We start from the raw sequence: 17,537 nt of genomic DNA, 5'->3' as shown, positions 1-17,537 counted from the left end.
ACGAACCCGTTCACGGCCGACCACTCGAGACCTGCTCGCGATGATTTCGAGACGCGGCCTCGTTCCTCGGGCGCTCCTCAATCAGCGGATAGCTCCAAGCACGGCGACAGCGCCGAGTAGGCGACTGTCGGCATCCGTTGCGGGCAGGTCGACAACCACGATGGTGGGTGCATCGTCGAGACCGAGCTCTGCCGGCCAGGCGTCGAGAATCAGCTCGTCGTCAGCGAGAACGGTGAGCGACAGGGTGGCCAGTTCGATCGCCAGTCCCCATCCGGTGGCCTTCAGCACGGCTTCCTTTGCGGTCCAGAGCAGCGTGCGACGGTGAGCGCGCAGGGACTCCGGCAGCGTCGCGAGCGCGCGCCGCTCGTCGGGATGCAGCAGCACCTCATCGACGGGAGCTGCAGCAATCGCTGCCGCGAGCGCCATGGGGTCCTCGAGGTCGAAGCCGATCGGACTCCCCGCCGTCACAGCGACGACCACCTGTCCCCCAGCTCGGCTGAGGCTCACCTGGATCTCTGACCCATCAATGAACACCGGAGCAAGGATACGTGGCTTGCCATGATCGTCGGCACCGCAGCGGCGGCAGTGCCTGGCAATCACCACGTCGATGGCCGAGGTGCCGGAGAACGCCGCGACGGCATCCGCTATCGCCGCGTTGCCAGCGCTGCCCCCGCTCGCAACGGGGTCGGCGGGGTCTGCAGGGTCGGCGGCCTGGCGGTAGATCGCGACGGATACCCCCGCGACTGCTCCAACCGATGCCCCTACTCGTGGCGACTGCATATGCTTATCCTGCTCCTTCGCTTTCCTGCGCGTCCATTCTCTGACACGCATATAAGCCGGGGTAGTGTCGTTCTGTGACAAATGAGAGCGAAGACGCCCCCAAACCCCTCAAGGCCAAGCGACCGGGTTTCGTGTACTTCCTCGGCTACGGCATCATGGCACCCGTTGCCAGGCTCGTCTTCCGACCTCGTATCACGGGCAGGGAGAACATCCCGAAGACCGGCCGCGTCATCCTCGCGAGCAATCACCTGTCGTTCGTCGACAGCCTGGTCATTCCGCTGACCGCGCCGCGCCGGGTGCAGTTCCTGGCGAAAAACACCTACTTCACCGGCACCGGCTTCAAGGGCTGGGTGTCACGCACCTTCTTCACCTCCATCGGAGCCGTCGGCGTCGAACGCGGAGCCGGACAGGCCGCACAGGATGCACTCGACGCCGGTCGACACATTCTCGAATCGGACAGTGCCTTCGCGATCTACCCAGAGGGCACCCGATCCCTCGACGGTCGTCTGTACAAGGGGCGGACCGGTGTCGCCTGGCTCGCCCTGACCACCGGCGCTGTCGTCGTTCCGGTCGGCTTGATCGGCACCCAGGAGATCCAGCCGGTCGGGGCCAAGTTCCCACGCATCCGTCGGATCTCGGTCAAGTTCGGTGAGCCCATCGATGTCAGCGTTCATGGGTCTGCGGAGTCTGGCAAGGCCAGGCGCCTCGCGACCGACCAGATCATGGCCGGTATCCACGAGCTGTCAGAGCAGGAACTCGCCGGCGTCTACAACGAGTCGCCGCCGTCTGGCACGCTGCACCGCATCGCCGACAAGGTCTTCCCGCGCGAGCGCATCTAGTTCTGATCGCTGGGCAGGCGATCGTCCAGGCACCTACAGCTCAGCTCAGCTCAGCTCAAGGATGGCTCGCTGGGTTTCGAGACGAATGCTCCTCCGTCGCGTTCTCCTCAACCAACGGCGGGTCGCTGTGCACACGCCGCACACACCTGACTGTCATGTTCAGGAAACGTGGGCGACGTACTCTTGATGTTATGACTCGCACGTTCTCAGTACCCCAGCAGCGCAAACTCGTCACCGAACTCCCCGGCCCGAAGTCGGTCGAACTCCAGAAGCGCCGGGTGAAGTCCGTCTCCAAGGGCGCAGGCACCCTGGCCAACATCTACATGGACCACGGCGCGGGAGCAGTACTCGTCGACGTCGACGGCAACCAGCTCATCGACCTCGGCTGTGGCATCGGCGTGACCACGATCGGGCACGCCCACCCCGACGTCGCGGCGGCCGCTGCTGCCCAGGCCGGCAAGCTCACCCACACCCTGTTCACGGTGACCCCATACGAGAACTACGTGCGCGTCGCAGAGAAGCTCGCCGAGATCACCCCAGGTGACTTCGAGAAGCACTCCATCCTCGTCAACTCCGGCGCAGAGGCCGTCGAGAACGCGGTCAAGATCGCGCGCAAGTACACGGGTCGCCGCGCCATCGTGAGCCTCGACCACGCATTCCACGGCCGCACCAACCTGACCATGGGCATGACGTACCGCCCCTGGCCAGAGCGTGCAGGTATGGGTCCAGTACCCGCAGAGCTCTACAGTGTTCCGATCAGCTACCCATACCGCGACGGCCTGTCCGGCGAAGAGGCAGCCGAGAAGACCATCGACTACATCAACACCCACATCGGTGCCTCTGAGATCGCGGCGTTCTTCGTCGAGCCGATCCAGGGCGACGGTGGCGTCATCATCCCGGCACCCGGCTACTTCAAGCGCCTCTCAGAGTTCTGCACCGAAAACGGCATCGTCTTCGTTGCCGACGAGATTCAGGCCGGCATTGCGCGCACCGGCGCGTGGTACTCGATCGAACACCACGGTGTTGTGCCAGACCTCATCACGACGGCTAAGGGCATCGCGGGCGGCTTCCCGCTCGCTGCTGTCACCGGTCGCGCCGAGATCATGGATGCCGTCCAGCCCGGTGGCATCGGCGGCACCTTCGGTGGCAACCCGGTTTCGACCGCTGCTGCTCTCGAGGTCTTCGACATCATTGAGCGTGAAGGACTGATTGCCGAGGCGCAGCGCGTCGAGAAGGCACTCTGGGCTCGTATCGGCGACTGGGCAGACCGCTTCCCGATCGTCGGCGAGGTCCGCGGCAAGGGCGCCATGTTCGGCGTCGAGCTCGTGCACCCTGGCACGAAGAAGCAGAATCCTGAGGCGCTCACTGCAATCCTCAAGCACGCGACAACCAACGGTGTCATCGTGCTCGACGCCGGCAGCTGGGACTCCGTGCTGCGCATCATGCCGTCAGTCGTGATCTCCGACGAGCTCATCGACGACGCTGCGACTGTCATCGAGGAAGCACTCACCGCCTTGTCGGCTGCCGCCGTCTAGGTCGACTTGCTCTCTCGTTCGGCTACGCTGTGGTCGAACAAAACCGTGAGGCGCCACATCTGAATGTGGCGCCTCACGGTGCTTTAACGCGACAGCGCGACAGCGCTGGAGTACCGCAGCACGTCAGCACGTCAGCCCGTCAGCACCTCAGCACCTCAGCACCTCAGCGCCTCAGCACCTCAGCGCCTCAGCGCACGCGCGAATCATGCTTCAAGACTCCACGTCAGGGTGCGCCTTGCTCCGATAGCTCCGCGCCTTCTGCCGGTTGCCGCAGATTTCCATGCTGCACCACGCCCGTGATCCGTTTCGGGAGCGATCGAAATACGCCTCCTGGCAGGTATCGGCCTGGCACAGCTTCACCCGCGGCATCGTGCCCAGGATGCTGAGCCTCACGGCTGCAGAAAGCGCCGCCTCGGCAACGGTGGCCGACGTCAATGACAGGCCGCCTCCATCGCACGAGGGCTCGAGGGACACCTTCGGCAGGATCGGCTTCTCGCCGGCGACCAACTGGCGCAGCGCGTCACGCACGGCAACGGTCTCCGCGAAGTCGCCCGGTTCAAGCTCCCGCGCCTCTGCCCACTCGGCGAGCGCAGTCTGGCTGGACAGCGCATCCGTATTCGACTCCACGTCGACGGTGTTGAGAAAGTCCACGAGCAGGTCTTCCGGCGACTGCTGAGCGCCGACTTTCGTTGAAATGCTGCCATCCATCACATAACCAGTGTACGCACTTTACGGGTTACGGTAGCGTGGCATTTAGTAACCGGTAAAACGGTCATGGAGGTTACGCAAAGCGCATGGCGGCGCCGAAGACGATGGAGGAATCATGAATCCGCTCGCTTGGTTCACACTGTCTCTAGTCGAGAGCAGGGAACGAGAACTGGAACGCGCCATCGAGCAACACAGGCAGCGCACGGCAGGCGACGACGCGGCGCCCCTGTCGCGCGACGACAAGTGGACAGCCGCGATTCGGCGCTGGGCAACAAGGGGATGGAGCGATGCCCCGGAGGTCAGGCCTGAGGGGGTTGACGCTCGTAGACGAATTCGAGCCCATCTTCTTCATCCATCTGCTCACCGGTGAGAACGAAATCCCAGTTTGCGATGACGGCCAGCGATGCCACATTCTCAGGGCTGATGCTGGCCCGCACGACCAGCACATCGTTGCGGTCGGCTGCGAATTTCAGCAACTCTCCGACAACGGCCGTTGCAATGCCCCTCCCCCGGTGTTCCGGAAGCACGGTGTAGCCGATCTCCACCATGCCGGTCTCGTCCGGATGAAAGTGGAAACCGGCGTGTCCGACGACTTCGCCCGTCGACTGCAGGACAACGGCGCGGGCAAGCCAGCCGACGGATGCCGGGTGCTGCAGCATCCGCTCAGCGTGCAATCGCCATAACCAGGCCTCGCCGATGAAGTACGAGGGAAAGGTCAATCCGGTGAGCGCACCAGCGCCCTCGAGATCACCGTCAGCCAGCGCGCGGAGCGCAGTGCTGTCGAGAACGACGAGTTTCACCAGGGCGGGCATCACGCGCTGCCCGCCGGAGCCTGGCCCGCCTGAGCCTGGCCGACCGGAACCGCGGCAATCTCCCCGTCCGCTGCGTCGGCTGCCACGGTCAGCGGCTCGTGGCCAACCCGAAAGTTCACCGACGAAGCGATAAAGCACTGCGCGGCGGCCTGCGCGTGCAGCGATTGGGCCAGGTCGATCTGGCCGGCATCCGTGATGGTCACCCGCGGCTTGAGCACGGCGGCTGTGAAGTGGCCGCCACCATCTCTCGTTTGCTCCATCGAGCCTGTGGCGGCGTCGGTGTATGACAGCACCGTCACGCCATGTTGCGCCGCCGCGTGCAGGTACGACAGCATGTGGCACTGGCTGAGCGCCGCCAGCAGAAGTTCTTCTGGGTTCCAGCGCTCAGGGTTGCCCCTGAATGCCGGATCGGCTGAGCCTTCGATGTCGTGCTTGCCGATCGCGCTGACCAGATGTTCGCGGCCGTATGCCCGATAGGTGCTGGTTCCGGTGCCCCGATTGCCCGTCCATTCGACCTGAACGGTGTAGTCGTGAACGATGTCCATCTGGGCTCCTTCTGTTGAACCGGTGCCAATCGCAGTTCTCCCCAAGAATATCCGTCTGAACCCGCCCCTCTGGTCGGTAAACTTGCAGCATCATGACTGAAACTCTCGCAACCACCGCTGCCCAGGCATCCGCTGCCACGACCGTCACGCAGGAACGCCGTATCGTGACCGCCATTCCTGGGCCGCGCTCTGTCGAATTGCAGGAGCGACGACTGGCAACGGTGTCAGACGGCGTGAGCTCCATGCTGCCCGTCTACATCGAGCAGGCGCACGGCGCGATCCTCCGCGACGTCGACGGCAACCAGTTCATCGACCTGGGAGCCGGCATCGGCGTGACCACGATCGGTCACACAGAGTCAAGTGTTGTGGATGCCGCGGTCAACCAGGTCGGCCAGTTCATCCACACGCTGTTCACCATCACGCCTTACGAAGAGTACGTGCGCGTCGCAGAGCTGCTCGCCGAGCACACCCCCGGTGACTTCAAGAAGAAGTCCGTCCTCATCAACTCCGGCGCAGAGGCCGTGGAGAACGGCGTGAAGATCGCCCGCAAGTACACCGGCCGCCGCGCCGTCGCGGTGCTCGACCACGCGTACCACGGCCGCACCAACCTCACCATGGCCATGAACTACAAGGCCGCCCCATACGCAACCGGCTACGGCCCGCTCGCCGGCGATGTTTACCACGCACCGAGCTCCTACCCGTATCACGACGGGTTGAGTGGAGCGGATGCCGCAGCTCGCACCATCGCCTACCTCGAGAAGGCTGTCGGGGCGAGCGACCTCGCCTGCCTCGTTGTCGAGCCCATCCAGGGTGAGGGCGGATTCATGGTTCCGGCCGACGGCTACCTCCCCGCACTGCAGGAATGGTGCACGGCCAATGGCGTCGTCATGATCGCAGACGAGATCCAGAGCGGCATGGCCCGCACCGGTGCGTACTACGCCAGCGAGCACTTCGGCTGGGTGCCAGACCTCGTCCTCACCGCAAAGGGCATTGCCGGCGGCCTTCCGCTGGCAGCCGTCACCGGTCGTGCAGAGATCATGGACTCCTCGCAGCCCGGTGGCCTTGGCGGCACCTTCGGCGGAAACCCGGTGGCCTGCGCCGCCGCGATCGCCGTCTTCGAAGCCATTGAGCAGAACAACCTGCTCGCAGAGGGCAAGCGCATCGAGAAGAGCCTCAAGGCGGGTCTCGAAGAGCTGAAGAACAGCACAGACATCATCGGCGAGATCCGTGGCTACGGCGCAATGGTCGCCATCGAGCTGGTCCAGCCCGGGACGGGCGACACGACAAAGGAACCCAACGCCGCCGCCGTCACCGCGATCTCGGCGTATGCCGCGCAGCACGGCGTGCTGGTCCTCACCGCTGGCACCTACGGAAACGTGCTGCGCTTCCTGCCGAGCCTCGCCCTGACCGATGACCTCATCGCTGACGCCCTGTCCGTCATCGGTGATGCCATCCGGGCCCTCTAGAGCGTGGCGGCCACATTCAGCGTCGCCGACTCCGTCGAGTTGGCCGTCGTCGAACGCAACGGATTTGTTGAGTCCCGGCATGCCGGTTCTGCCGTCGTCATGACCGGTGAAGGCGACTTGCTGCGCACGCTCGGCGACGTCACCAGCCCGATCTTCCCGCGCTCAGCGCTGAAGCCGTTCCAGGCGATCGCCGTCATGTCGAGCGGCGTGACGCTGCGCGGCGAGGACGCGGCCATTGCCACGGCCAGCCACACCGGCACGTTCAAGCACGCCGAACTGGCCAACGGGCTCCTCACCCGCGCCGGCCTCTCGTCCGCAGCGCTCGAGTGCCCCTCTTCCTGGCCGGATGACCGGGCGACCAGGGACGTCCTCGTTCGCCAGGGCCTCGGTCCAGACCCGCTCTACATGAACTGTTCCGGGAAGCACGCTGCGATGCTTGTGGCGTGCGTGCAGAACAACTGGTCGATCGACGGGTATCTGCACCCTGAGCATCCGTTGCAGAAGCGGATTCTCGACGTCATCGAGCGCTTCACGGGCGAACGCCCCGCGGCGTCCGGCATCGACGGCTGCGGCGCGCCCGTGCACGCGATCTCGCTCACTGCGCTGGCACGCGGCATCGCTCGCATCGCCACGAGCCGCTCGAACTCGCCATTCGCCATCTACCGCGAGGCCGGCTTCCTCGCTGAAGCCGTGCGCGACAACGGCTGGATCATCGCCGGCCCCGGCCAGCCCGACACCGTGGTCATCGACCGCCTCGGCATCTTCATCAAGTACGGCGCTGAGGGCATCACCGTCGCGACGGCACCGGACGGCACGACGGTTGCACTGAAGGTGCTCGACGGCAACCTGAGGGCAGCGACGATCGTGGCGCTCAGCCTGTTGGCGGATGCCGACGCGCTTGCCCGCGAGGACGTCGATGCGCTGGTGCCAGACCTGCACCTCGCCGTCCAGGGTGGCGGCCGCCCCGTCGGTCAGATCAAGCCGAGCTACGTGTAGCTGAGGCAGGGTTGGGTGCCGCGAGCGGCGCCCAACCCCGCTGGCCCGTTCCTCGCGGTTGCTCTCGCCGTTGGCTACTGCTCCTGGCTGTTCCTGGCCGTTCCCGGCCTGCCCCTGGCCTGCTCCTGGCTGCTCTCGGCTGTTCCTGACTGCTCCGGCTGTTCCTGGCTGCTCCCGGCTGCTCCCGGCCTGCCCTCGATTGCATAACTCCTGCAGAATCCTCTCGGCCGGTTAGCCAGCCCCGGAAACACGGGGCGGAAGCCCACACGCCGGGCAACTTGCAGGAGTTATGCACACAGAACCCGCGCGACGACAAACATGCCGGGCCGACCTGGGTCCGCGCCCGGGTAAGCCTGAACCCCGAGCATGACTCAGCCATGTGCATGACTTGCCTGAGGTCCGGCGGCACACAACAGCTGACACTGAGACGGCGCCGACTGGACGTCTGCTGCATAACTCCTGCAGAACACTCCGCGGCCGCTGCGACTGCCGCGAAAACACGGCCTCGCAGATCACCCGCCCGGCAAATTTCAGGAGTTATGCACGCGGCACCGGCGCGACGGCACATCTGCCGGGCCAATCTTCGCCCGCGCGCGAATAAGCCCGAACCCGGAACCCGGAACCCGGAACCCGGAACCCGGAACCCATCGTGTCGACTGGACTTCTCGTCTATAACTCATGCAGAACACTCTGCGTCCGGTTCGACCACCCCTGAAAAACTGGGCGGGAGCTGGCACGCCCGACAGATTGCAGGAGTTATGCGCCAGCAGCCAACCGGTAATCCGCCAGCGAGGCCGGCCGGTCGGCAGCCGGTCGGTCGGCAGCCGACCAGCCGAACTAGCTGAGCCTCGCCAGCCGCTTGGCGCGCGCCGCCGAGGAGACCTGCGTGGTCACCACGATCACCAGCGCGAAGATGAACACCGCTGAGGCGATCACGTTCGCTTCCGCCGGTATGCCACGCGCCGCCGAGATGTAGATGTACTTCGGGAACGTCGTCACCGAACCGGAGTTGAAGTTCGTGATGATGAAGTCATCAAAGCTCAGCGCGAATGACAGCAAGGCCGCCGCCAGGATGCCAGGCAACAACAGCGGGAACGTCACGCGCATGAAGACCTGCGACGGCGACCCGTACAGGTCACGGCCGGCCTCTTCGAGTGCAGGATCAAGCCCGGCCACCCGCGCCTTGACGGTCACAACGACGAAGCTGATGCAGAACATCGTGTGCGCCAGGATGATCGTGACCATGTCCTTCGGGATACCCACCGACAGGAACTGCGCGGCAAGACCCGCCCCAAGAACCACCTCTGGAGTGGCCATCGGCAGGAACAGCAGCAGGCTGATGCCGGAGCGGAACTTGAACCGGTAGCGCACAATCGCGATTGCGATCATGGTTCCGAGTGTGGTGGCGATGAGGGTGGCGACGGCGCCGATCAGCAGGCTGTTGCCGAACGCCTGGCAGACAGCCCCGTTCTGCACGGCGCAGACGTTCAACCATTTGTCGAGCGTGAACCCTCGCCAGGAGATGTTCGATTTGATGGAGTCATTGAACGAGAAGATGAATGTGTAGACGATCGGGATCATCAGGAAGATGAGCGCGAGGGTCGCATAGAGCGGCAACAGCCATTTGCCGAAGGAGATCTTCACAGCAGGTCCTCCGTTCCTGAACGCTTCACGTAGACACCAACGATGACGAGGATCACCGACATCAGAATGATGGAGAGCGCTGCCGCAGCCGGATAGTTCAACAGCACCAGGAAGTTCGCTTCGATCACGTTTCCGATCATCTGGGTGTCAGGTCCACCGAGGAAGTCCCTGCTGGCATTGATGTAGTCGCCAGCCGCCGGGATGAACGTGAGCAGCGTCCCCGCAACGATGCCGGGCATCGAGAGCGGAATCGTCACCTTCCGGAACACCTGGAACGGGCTGGCGTAGAGGTCACTGCCAGCCTCGAGGTAACGCAGGTCGAGCCGCTCAAGCGTCGTGTACAGCGGCAGCGTCATGAACGGGATGAAGTTGTAGGTGAGGCCGAAGATAACGGCAGCCGGAGTACCCGTGAAATGGGCATCCGGTGCCATCAGCGAGAGCGCCTTCAACGACGTGATCACGAACGACTCGTCAGACAGCAGCTGCTTCCAGGCCAAGGTGCGCAGCAGGAAGCTGATGAAGAACGGTGCGATCACCATCACCAGCATCAGGCTCTGCAACAGCGGCCACCGCCGGGCTTTCACGCCGATGAAATAGGCAAGCGGATAGCTGAACAGCAGCGCGAGCACCGTCGCGACGAGAGCGTAGCCGAACGAGCGCACGATGTGCGGCCAATAGTCGGAGATGACCGTGACGTAGTTCTCCCACTTGAATGCGTAGGCGAACTGCCCGACGTCGCCGAATTCTGCCGGTTGCTGCAGCGAGGTGAGCAGCAGCGACACAAGGGGGGCCAGGAAGAACAGCACCAGGTACAGGATGCCGGGCAGGAGCAGCAGGAAAGCCACCCTGCTGGTTCGGCGCGGCGCCGGTTCGGCCGCGGTTGTCTGAGGGGCAAATGCCGCGAAGGCCATCCCTACGCTCCCTCAAGCTCCGTGATGAGGTCGTCACGCTTCTGCGCGGCGATGCTCTTCGTATCGGTGTCTGCCGCGAACCGGGGGGTTTCATCCGGGTCATCGTCGAGGCCGAAGCCGTGCTCGATCGCCCACGACATCCACACCTGGTCACCCTCATGGGCGACGGGGCCGAACGCCATGTTCTGGGCGAAGACCACAACGCTGCCGATTCCAGGTACGTTGACGATGTACTGGGTGCTCACACCGGAGAACGACACGTCGGTGACGTATCCGGGGCCGAGGACGTTGCGCTTCACATCGTCAAGCGGAACCTCGCGGTGCAGCGTCAACTTCTCCGGCCGCACGCCAACGGTGATACTTCCGGCATGCCTGTGCGCCCGCGCCGTCGGGACGACGACCTTCGAGCCCACGATGTCGACGGAGATTGCCTCGCTGGTTTGACCAACGACAGGACCGACGAAGAGGTTGGACTGACCGAGGAAGTTGGCGACGAAGGCGGTCCTGGGCAGTTCGTAGAGCTGCTCGGGCGCACCCATCTGCTCGATCCGACCCTTGTTCATGACAGCGACGGTGTCGGCCATGGTCATGGCCTCTTCCTGGTCGTGGGTCACGTGGAGGAACGTCAGGCCGACCTCTTCCTGGATGGTCTTGAGCTCCAGCTGCATCTGGCGGCGGAGCTTCAGGTCGAGCGCGCCGAGGGGTTCGTCGAGGAGCAACAGGGCAGGGCGGTTGACGATGGCCCTGGCCAGCGCAACTCGCTGCTGCTGGCCGCCGGAGAGCTGGATAGGCTTCCGGGCACCGAGATGGTCGAGCTCTACCAGGCGCAGTGCCTCGTGTGCTTTCTGCACGGCGTCGCTGATCTTGCGTCGCCGCAGCCCGAAGGCCACGTTCTCCAGCACCGTCATGTGCGGGAACAGCGCGTAACTCTGGAACACGGTGTTGACCGGACGACGATACGGCTTCTGCTCCGTGACATCCGTTCCACCGATCAGGATGCGACCCTCGGTGGGATCTTCCAGCCCCGCCACGAGTCGAAGCGTCGTCGTCTTGCCACAGCCGGATGGTCCGAGCAGCGCGAAGAAGGACCCTGCCGGAATCTTGAGGTCGAGGTTCTCGATGGCCGTGAAGCCAGGGAACCTCTTCTGGATGCCGATCAGCTCGAGGTCTGCTCCCCGGTCGGCGAATGCTCCTCCGGCCATCGCTACGCCCCCAACAGGATGCTCTGGAATGCTGCGTCGTATTTCTGCTCCTCAGCGCCGGTGAGCGAACGGAACACGTGGGCGTTGGCGAGGGTTGCCTCGTCGGGGAAGATGAGCTGGTTGTTCGCCAGCTCAGGATCGATGGCCATTGCGGCCTCCTTCGCCCCGACGACCGGAGTGATGTAGTTCACGTAGGCAGCCACCTCAGCCGCCACCTCTGGCTCGTAGTAGTAGTTGATGAGCGTTTCAACGTTGGTCTTCCGCCCCGAGCCGATCGGTACGACGAAGTTGTCGTTCCAAATCGTGCCGCCCTTCTCCGGAACGATGAACTCCCAGCGATCACCGTTCTCGGCGTTCAACTGGGTGATGTCACCCGACCAGACGATCGCAGCCAGGGTGTCCTCGTTGACGAGGTCTTCCTTGTACGAGTTGCCCTTGATGTTGCGGATCTGCCCATCAGAGACCTGCTTCTGCAGCACGTCGATCGCAGTGTTGTAGTCGTCTTCCGTCCAGTCGCCCGAGATGTCGACGCCGGCGTCGAGCATCAGCAGGCCCATGGTGTCGCGCATCTCAGAGAGCACGCCAACCCGGCCTTTCAGGGAGGGGTCCCACAGATCTTCAACGGATGCCAGGCCGCCGGGCAGCTTCTCCTTGTTCCAGCAGATACCCGCGAAGCCGCCCTGCCACGGAACCGACATCGAGCGCCCTGGATCGAAGTCGACATCCTTCAACGACGGCGTGAGGTTGGCGAGGTTGGGGATGTTGGCGTGGTTGAGTTCCTGCACGAAACCAAAGCGGATCAATCGGCCGACCATCCAGTCGGTGAGACACACGGCGTCTGCGCCGATGTCCTTGCCGAGCGCGAGCTGGTCTTTGACCTTGCCGTAGTAAGTGTTGTTGTCGTCGACGGCCTCGGTGTAGTTGACCTTGATACCTGTCTCTGCCGTGAATGCGTCCAGGGTTGGGTAGTTGCCATCGTCGTCGATGTCGATGTACAGCGCCCAGTTGTCCCAGTTCAGCGTCTTGTCGGTTGCCGAGTTGTCGGGTGCGGCCGTCGGCTTGGCCGACGCGCCGGTGGAGCATGCGGCGAGCGCGAGAGCGGCAGCACCGGCTCCTGCTCCGGCCAACAGCGTCCTTCGCCCCATTTGCGCCCGTTGAGCCTGGCGGATGAGCTGCTGAATCATCGGGTCTGCGGGCATCGGCCGGTGAGTCATCTATGGATCTCCTTGCGTGAACGAGACGAGACCGGACCAAAGCGCCCGGCGGCATTTCTGGGCAGTGCGAGTGGATAGATACTGGCACAGTCGAGACACCGCCGACAGCATTAGTGCCCAAATCGATATTCGAGAACCCAACTTGTAACGAAATCAGTACATAGACGCAACATTCACCCTCGAAAACAGCCGTTCTAGGGCAGTAGGCTGACAGCACAGGCGACGATGTCTGGCTACGACGTGAGGATCCACATGAAGGTCGCAATTCCCACCGAGGTCAAAAACAACGAGTTTCGCGTTGCGATAACACCGGCGGGAGTGCACGAACTCGTGTCGTACGGTCACGAGGTCTTCATCCAGTCAGGGGCCGGTGCAGGGTCGTCAATCTCCGACGCCAGCTACGCCGCCGCGGGCGCCCAGCTCCTCCCAGATGCCGCTGACATCTGGGCGATCGCCGATCTCCTGCTCAAGGTCAAGGAGCCGATCGAGAGCGAGTACGCCTACTTCAGGCCCGACCTTTTGCTGTTCACCTACCTGCACCTCGCGGCAGAGCCCGAGCTCACCCGCGCCCTGCTGGCCGGCGGAGTGACGGCCATTGCCTACGAGACGGTGCAGCTGCCATCCCGCGCACTGCCGTTGCTCGCCCCCATGAGCGAGGTCGCTGGGCGACTGGCCCCAATCGTCGGCGCCAACGCCATGTTGAAGCCGAATGGCGGGCCAGGCCTTCTGGTGCCTGGCGTTCCCGGAACCCACCCCGCGCAGATCACCGTGCTCGGCGGCGGTGTCGCAGGCACAGCTGCCATGCAGGTCTCCCTTGGCCTTGGCGCTGAGGTGACCGTGCTCGACACCAACCTCTTCCGGCTCAGGGAACTGGATGCGATGAACTTCGGTCGGGTGAAGACCATCGCCTCGAACAGCTTCGAGATCGACAGGGCCGTGGTCAATGCCGACATGGTGATCGGTTCGGTTCTCATCCCCGGCGCCAAGGCACCGAAACTCGTCAGCAATGAGCTGGTTTCGCGGATGCGACCGGGCAGTGTGCTCGTGGACATCGCTGTCGACCAGGGTGGCTGCTTTGCCGACACGCATGCAACAACGCACGCAGACCCGACGTTCACCGTGCACAACTCGCTGTTCTACTGCGTGGCGAACATGCCGGGTGCTGTTCCCAACACGTCGACCTACGCGCTCACCAATGCCACGCTTCCCTATGTGCGTGCCGTGGCGAACTCTGGTTGGAAGAGTGCGCTCAGCACCGATCCGGCGTTGGCTCTCGGCCTCAACACCAGTGGGGGCGCGGTCACCAACCAGGCCGTCGCTGCGGCGCACGGACTCGAGTACCGCGAGCTGGCGGATGCGCTCGCTGAGTAAGAAGCGGATGCGTCGGCCAGAGTTGACCGCGGATGCTGGCCGGAGTCGGCGGGAGCCGGCACGGCTGCCTTACGCCTACGCAAATACCCCACGACTGATCAGCCCGTCTGGCTGAAGTATCCAGACGTGGCGTCGGCCCGGCGCGATGTGGGGTGGCAGACTGCGTCCCCGCGTGATGAGGCGGATGTCGGCCAGGGTGCAGTGATCGAGTATGACGATCGTGTTGCGTCGCAGCGCGGTAAACAACGCCCACTGCGATTGCCAGGCATCGACGTCTCCCACCAGAATCTCTCCCGCAGCACCCGTGCCGGTGACGCGGAGCATCCGCTCATCTGATTCGGCGCGATTGCTTCGGCTCACGTCGAAGACAGAGGTACTCGCGGGGACTCGTGACCGAAGGTACGCGCAGGTGGCAGCCGGCCGGCCGGACACCACGACCAGGTTGGACTCGTCAGCGAGCCGAATCGGCCAGGCGGTGTGCGGTTGCTCCGGTTCGTGGGTGTCATAAGTGGCATGGGTGGGCTGAGTGGGGTGAGTGGCTTTGGCCAGAAGCTGAACATGACGCCCGCGCCAGAGTGCTGCGCCTGGCGGCTGTTCGGACTCTCCCCATCCGGCGTGCAGAGTGATGTCCGCGCCTGCCGCAACGAGGTCGGCGGGGCTCGTTCCGCCCAGCACGAGTGTGCTCGGGCACAGCGCTCCGATGCGTTGCAGGGCGGGGGTGAGCTGGCCGAGGGTGAGCACGACATGCAGTCCGCTGGCGGGTCCCGTCCGCAGGAGATCTCCCCAGAGTGTTCGGGCAGCATCCTGATGGTCACTCCCCCACGTGGCGTAAATCGCGTCGATGTCGTCGAACAGCAACAGGGTCCGTGGTGAGGGACCCACAGCGTCAGCATCAACCCGATGCCCTGCCCGCCCGTGCTCCAACCGCCCAGCGGCATCGACCAGGGCATCCCACATCGCCTCGCTGTCGGCAGGGACGATGGTGCAGCGGAGAGCAGCAGAGCGCTGGCCGGCCAATGAGGCGATAAGCGTCGATCGGCCGGAGCCGGGCCCGCCGACAACGAGAAGCCCACCATCGGCCACCGGGTCGTATCGCGCGATGCTGTAGCGCTGATGCTCCGGCTCGTCCGCGAGTCCGAGCACGAGGGAGGTCTGACTCGACGAACGCATGGCGTTCGCAGGTGGTGTTCTGCCACCTGCACGACCCGACCCACCAGCACCGCCGGCTTCACGTGCCGCGTCTAATCCGGCCCCGCCGAAGAGCCTGGCCAGATCGCCGCGTTCCACCCTGGTCGGGAGCGGGTCCAGCCACGGGCGTCTGGGTGCGCGGGGTTCCCCTGCCGACTCGCGTGCGGAATCGGCCCAGCGGGCGACGATGCTGTCGACGTGAGTGCTGCTGGTCGTGGCGACCTGGCACAGGACGAGGTTGTCGCCCGTTCGGATGAGGCATCGACCTGGGTCGCCCTGGGCAAGACCGACCGCATCGTCGACACCGAGAATGGCGACACTGTCTGCCGCATTGTTCACCCGCAGCGACAATCGCAGGCTGCAGTTGGCCAGGAGTGCATCCCGCACCACGCCGGTGGGTCGCTGGGTGCAGAGAATGAGATGGATTCCGAGGGACCGGCCACGGGCGGCCAGATCGACGAAGAGCGCATGGAGCGGTGGAAAGGCTTCGAGCATCGCCTGGAACTCATCAACCACGATGACGAGTCGCGACAGCCGGCCGCTCCGGTCCTCCGCGATGTCCCTGGCTCCGCTGTCTCGCAGTGATTCCTCGCGATAGCGAATCTCGGCACGCAGACTCTCCAGCGCCCGCTTAGCCTCAGCAGCGTTGAGGTCGGTGATGATTCCGACGCAGTGCGGCAGTCGCACGAGGTCGTCGAATGCAGCTCCACCCTTGAAATCCACAAGGAGGAATGTGACGGCATCCGGTGGATACGCCGCAGCGAGCGCGGCCACCCAGGTGACGAGCAGTTCGCTCTTCCCGCTTCCTGTCGTTCCGGCGACGATAGCGTGCGGGCCTGACTCAACGAGGTCGACAACGTGGACACCGTTGCCGCCCATGGCAATGGGGCATCGCAGGGAACGGCGGTCGATGGCATCCGCTGATTCACCGTGGATCGACTGACGAAGCGCGCGCGAGCCGGGCAGGGTGTGCGGGTCAGGCAGGCCAAGCGGTTCAGCCAGGCCACGCGGTCCAGGCTGATCAGGCAGAGAGCCCGGCCCCGCAAGTTCGTGCAGCTCAATCCGACGGGGCAACGCCCTCGCCATGGCCCCGAATCCGAGATCTCCTGCCACCTCTGCCAGGTGCACTGACAGCTGATGGGCCTGGCTGGCCGCGACGAGTTCGGGCTGGAGGGACAGGCCAGTCGGATGATAGTTCGAACGCACGATACGTGCGTCGTTCGGCACGTCGATTCGGACAATGGTCGAGCATCCTGGCGGAAGCGCCTCACTCGACGACGCCATCGCAATGAGGATCTCGCCTTGGGCCGAGCCAGGGCGCAGCATTCGCGCGTCCTCGCTGACGACCAGGCTGATGGCATCGCCGGGCGACGTCTGGCCGAGTTCCGGCCCCAGGTGTGGCAAGGCCTGTGTCCACGTCCATCCGTCGTTTGGCGGAGCGTGAACCGTCAGTCGGCCGGGGTGCAGGCGGTGCGCGAGTTGCAGCACGAGGCCCCTCGCGAACGAGCGGGTCAGGACCAGTGGGCCGACCAGGCCGATGCCGGCTCCGGCGTCAACCTCGACGGGGGCGTCGGGGCAGCTCCGTGCCTCGGCCTCGATGGCCACGCTCTCCATGCCGCTGCCGTCCGCGGCTCCACTGTCCGATGCCCTCACCGGCTTCTCCACGGTGAAAGTGCTGGGCACGGTCCCCCGCCCCAAGGCAATCAACGGATGGGCATCTGGTTCCCAACGGGACAACGCGGCGCTGGCATCCGCGACGTGCGGCGCGGTGTCGGCACCAGCCTCGCTCTTCTCCCCCCGGTCGTCGGCCGTAGCGATCCCCGCGAACTCCACGACACCGCTGCCACTCTCGATCATGGCAACGGACGGAGTCCTCGCCCATGCGTCGTGGCGCTGCTGCCGGTGCAGGGTCACGATCCGCGCCCTGACGTCGGCGCAGTCCGCTCCGAAGCGCCTGCGTGCCGCAGCCCTGGCCTTGCGCAGCCCGCGCCGGTTGTCCACCATGCTCGCCAGCGCAATCACAGGGCCGAGCACGGCGAACAACAGCATGTACAGGGAACCGGTGACCATCCACATGACTCCGGACAGCACAACAGGGGCAGCTGTCGCGACCACCGGGAATCCCGCGCGAGCAGGCGTGGCCGACAGTTCGGGGATGCGCACGGCAGTCGGTGGTTCGATCACTCCCCCACAACAGCAGGTCACCGCGTCGTGATCCGCAATTCAACAGCACCGGTGGTGTATCCGTGATCGCTCGACGTGGGGAGGAGCATCCGTCACGTACGGAATGCTCGTCTCGCGTCTGTGAGTTGCCCGTTTTTTGCTA

15 protein-coding genes are annotated in these 17,537 nt (G+C 64.6%); 6 read left to right on the top strand and 9 right to left on the bottom strand.

The genetic code is table 11. The features are described from left to right. Positions 1-81: 81 nt before the first annotated feature. Entirely contained in the window at positions 82-780 is a 699-nt protein-coding gene (locus AC25Z0_RS13200) for a 4'-phosphopantetheinyl transferase family protein (protein WP_488120111.1), read from the bottom strand. A gap of 155 nt (positions 781-935) precedes the next feature. Here AC25Z0_RS13200 and AC25Z0_RS13195 point away from each other — a divergent pair, with 155 nt between their 5' ends. Both AC25Z0_RS13195 and AC25Z0_RS13190 read left to right on the top strand, forming a co-directional pair. Further along, complete coding sequence (locus AC25Z0_RS13195; protein WP_488120465.1) at positions 936-1,619, top strand: lysophospholipid acyltransferase family protein; 684 nt, start codon at positions 936-938, stop codon at positions 1,617-1,619. Positions 1,620-1,810: 191 nt separating this feature from the next. Continuing rightward, on the top strand, positions 1,811-3,154 hold the full coding sequence (locus AC25Z0_RS13190; RefSeq protein ID WP_488133490.1) for an aminotransferase class III-fold pyridoxal phosphate-dependent enzyme: 1,344 nt from the start codon (positions 1,811-1,813) through the stop codon (positions 3,152-3,154). A gap of 210 nt (positions 3,155-3,364) precedes the next feature. Here the strand turns inward: AC25Z0_RS13190 and AC25Z0_RS13185 are convergent, their stop codons facing one another. From AC25Z0_RS13185 to AC25Z0_RS13175, 3 genes are all read right to left on the bottom strand, one after another. After that, positions 3,365-3,862, bottom strand: a complete 498-nt coding sequence (locus AC25Z0_RS13185) for a CGNR zinc finger domain-containing protein (protein WP_488133489.1) — start codon at positions 3,860-3,862, stop codon at positions 3,365-3,367. A gap of 299 nt (positions 3,863-4,161) precedes the next feature. Further along, on the bottom strand, positions 4,162-4,674 hold the full coding sequence (locus tag AC25Z0_RS13180; protein WP_488133488.1) for a GNAT family N-acetyltransferase: 513 nt from the start codon (positions 4,672-4,674) through the stop codon (positions 4,162-4,164). Next, positions 4,674-5,219 carry an OsmC family protein gene (locus AC25Z0_RS13175; RefSeq protein WP_488133487.1) on the bottom strand — a complete coding sequence of 182 codons (546 nt, stop codon included), beginning with the start codon at positions 5,217-5,219 and terminating at the stop codon, positions 4,674-4,676. Before AC25Z0_RS13175 ends, AC25Z0_RS13180 begins: the two co-directional genes overlap by 1 nt. A gap of 92 nt (positions 5,220-5,311) precedes the next feature. Here AC25Z0_RS13175 and gabT point away from each other — a divergent pair, with 92 nt between their 5' ends. From gabT to AC25Z0_RS13160, 3 genes are read left to right on the top strand one after another with little or no spacing between them, the layout of a single operon-like run. After that, the gene (gene gabT / locus AC25Z0_RS13170) at positions 5,312-6,685 is read left to right on the top strand and encodes a 4-aminobutyrate--2-oxoglutarate transaminase (protein ID WP_488120106.1); all 1,374 of its coding nucleotides are present in this window, start codon (positions 5,312-5,314) and stop codon (positions 6,683-6,685) included. A 3-nt stretch (positions 6,686-6,688) separates the two neighbouring features. Beyond that, entirely contained in the window at positions 6,689-7,681 is a 993-nt protein-coding gene (locus AC25Z0_RS13165; protein ID WP_488133486.1) for an asparaginase, read from the top strand. Between the two features lie 15 nt (positions 7,682-7,696). Next, the gene (locus AC25Z0_RS13160) at positions 7,697-7,888 is read left to right on the top strand and encodes a hypothetical protein (RefSeq protein ID WP_488133485.1); all 192 of its coding nucleotides are present in this window, start codon (positions 7,697-7,699) and stop codon (positions 7,886-7,888) included. A gap of 630 nt (positions 7,889-8,518) precedes the next feature. Here the strand turns inward: AC25Z0_RS13160 and AC25Z0_RS13155 are convergent. From AC25Z0_RS13155 to AC25Z0_RS13140, 4 genes are read right to left on the bottom strand one after another with little or no spacing between them, the layout of a single operon-like run. Further along, positions 8,519-9,325 (bottom strand): ABC transporter permease, encoded by an 807-nt coding sequence (locus AC25Z0_RS13155; protein WP_488120104.1) that lies wholly within the window; start codon positions 9,323-9,325, stop codon positions 8,519-8,521. Next, the gene (locus AC25Z0_RS13150; protein ID WP_488120103.1) at positions 9,322-10,236 is read right to left on the bottom strand and encodes an ABC transporter permease; all 915 of its coding nucleotides are present in this window, start codon (positions 10,234-10,236) and stop codon (positions 9,322-9,324) included. Before AC25Z0_RS13150 ends, AC25Z0_RS13155 begins: the two co-directional genes overlap by 4 nt. Positions 10,237-10,238: 2 nt before the next feature. Next, positions 10,239-11,438: an ABC transporter ATP-binding protein gene (locus AC25Z0_RS13145; RefSeq protein ID WP_488120102.1), complete on the bottom strand. Its 1,200-nt coding sequence runs from the start codon at positions 11,436-11,438 to the stop codon at positions 10,239-10,241. 2 nt (positions 11,439-11,440) lie between these two features. Further along, positions 11,441-12,652, bottom strand: coding sequence for an ABC transporter substrate-binding protein (locus AC25Z0_RS13140; protein WP_488120101.1), 1,212 nt, complete (start codon positions 12,650-12,652; stop codon positions 11,441-11,443). A 252-nt stretch (positions 12,653-12,904) separates the two neighbouring features. On the opposite strand from AC25Z0_RS13140, the gene ald reads away from it, so the two are divergent. Beyond that, positions 12,905-14,023 (top strand): alanine dehydrogenase, encoded by a 1,119-nt coding sequence (gene ald / locus AC25Z0_RS13135; RefSeq protein WP_488133484.1) that lies wholly within the window; start codon positions 12,905-12,907, stop codon positions 14,021-14,023. Between the two features lie 75 nt (positions 14,024-14,098). Here ald and AC25Z0_RS13130 read toward each other — a convergent pair whose 3' ends face one another. Then, positions 14,099-17,395 carry an FtsK/SpoIIIE domain-containing protein gene (locus AC25Z0_RS13130; protein WP_488133483.1) on the bottom strand — a complete coding sequence of 1,099 codons (3,297 nt, stop codon included), beginning with the start codon at positions 17,393-17,395 and terminating at the stop codon, positions 14,099-14,101. Positions 17,396-17,537: the final 142 nt, after the last annotated feature.

The organism is Leifsonia sp. Y862, assembly GCF_057669585.1.
This window is presented reverse-complemented; position numbering and strand designations above follow the sequence as displayed.

Excerpts from the sequence above, each read along its gene's own strand:
- gabT (WP_488120106.1), top strand. The coding sequence starts at position 5,312 with ATGACTGAAACTCTCGCAACCACCGCTGCCCAGGCATCCGCTGCCACG.
- AC25Z0_RS13200 (WP_488120111.1), bottom strand. The coding sequence starts at position 780 with ATGCAGTCGCCACGAGTAGGGGCATCGGTTGGAGCAGTCGCGGGGGTA.
- AC25Z0_RS13150 (WP_488120103.1), bottom strand. The coding sequence starts at position 10,236 with ATGGCCTTCGCGGCATTTGCCCCTCAGACAACCGCGGCCGAACCGGCG.
- AC25Z0_RS13195 (WP_488120465.1), top strand. The coding sequence starts at position 936 with ATGGCACCCGTTGCCAGGCTCGTCTTCCGACCTCGTATCACGGGCAGG.
- AC25Z0_RS13145 (WP_488120102.1), bottom strand. The coding sequence starts at position 11,438 with ATGGCCGGAGGAGCATTCGCCGACCGGGGAGCAGACCTCGAGCTGATC.
- ald (WP_488133484.1), top strand. The coding sequence starts at position 12,905 with ATGAAGGTCGCAATTCCCACCGAGGTCAAAAACAACGAGTTTCGCGTT.
- AC25Z0_RS13185 (WP_488133489.1), bottom strand. The coding sequence starts at position 3,862 with ATGGATGGCAGCATTTCAACGAAAGTCGGCGCTCAGCAGTCGCCGGAA.
- AC25Z0_RS13190 (WP_488133490.1), top strand. The coding sequence starts at position 1,811 with ATGACTCGCACGTTCTCAGTACCCCAGCAGCGCAAACTCGTCACCGAA.
- AC25Z0_RS13140 (WP_488120101.1), bottom strand. The coding sequence starts at position 12,652 with ATGACTCACCGGCCGATGCCCGCAGACCCGATGATTCAGCAGCTCATC.
- AC25Z0_RS13175 (WP_488133487.1), bottom strand. The coding sequence starts at position 5,219 with ATGGACATCGTTCACGACTACACCGTTCAGGTCGAATGGACGGGCAAT.
- AC25Z0_RS13180 (WP_488133488.1), bottom strand. The coding sequence starts at position 4,674 with ATGCCCGCCCTGGTGAAACTCGTCGTTCTCGACAGCACTGCGCTCCGC.